This window comes from Virgibacillus sp. W0430 (assembly GCF_051846935.1).
Taxonomy (GTDB): domain Bacteria; phylum Bacillota; class Bacilli; order Bacillales; family Amphibacillaceae; genus JBPYCR01.
The window spans coordinates 1-505 of record NZ_JBPYCS010000062.1 but is presented as its reverse complement, the minus strand read 5'-3'; the positions used below and the strand labels follow the sequence as shown (position 1 = coordinate 505).

General features: G+C 47.1%; 2 rRNA genes. Both read left to right on the top strand.

Annotated features, from left to right (window positions below):
• Positions 1-117 (top strand): 16S ribosomal RNA (locus ACLIBH_RS14380); the annotation flags it as partial.
• A 269-nt stretch (positions 118-386) separates the two neighbouring features.
• A 23S ribosomal RNA gene (locus ACLIBH_RS14375) occupies positions 387-505 on the top strand; the annotation flags it as partial.

Here is a 505-nt window from a genome sequence, read left to right as displayed (position 1 = left end):
ACACCCGAAGTCGGTGAGGTAACCATTTGGAGCCAGCCGCCGAAGGTGGGGCCAATGATTGGGGTGAAGTCGTAACAAGGTAGCCGTATCGGAAGGTGCGGCTGGATCACCTCCTTTCTAAGGATAAGTCCATCACAGTGTGATGGCATCGGAACACCCTGCACTTTGCAGGGTGAAGGCATACGAAGTTGTTTGGTTCAGTTTTGAGGGAGTAAATCTCTCAAATGGTTTATCGTCACGACAAGGATCTTCTGTTTAAGAACGTCACATCGTGTGACGAACACAGAGGCCAATACGTCGTGTGAACGTTTGTACCTTGAAAACTAAATAAGAATGAGTAATCAATGACATCAACAAAAAGTAAAGCGTCAACGCTTATTTAAGTTAGTTAAGTGAATAAGGGCGCACGGTGGATGCCTTGGTACTAGGAGCCGAAGAAGGACGGGACTAACACCGATATGTCTCGGGGAGTCGTAAGTAGACGTTGATCCGGGAATTTCCGAAT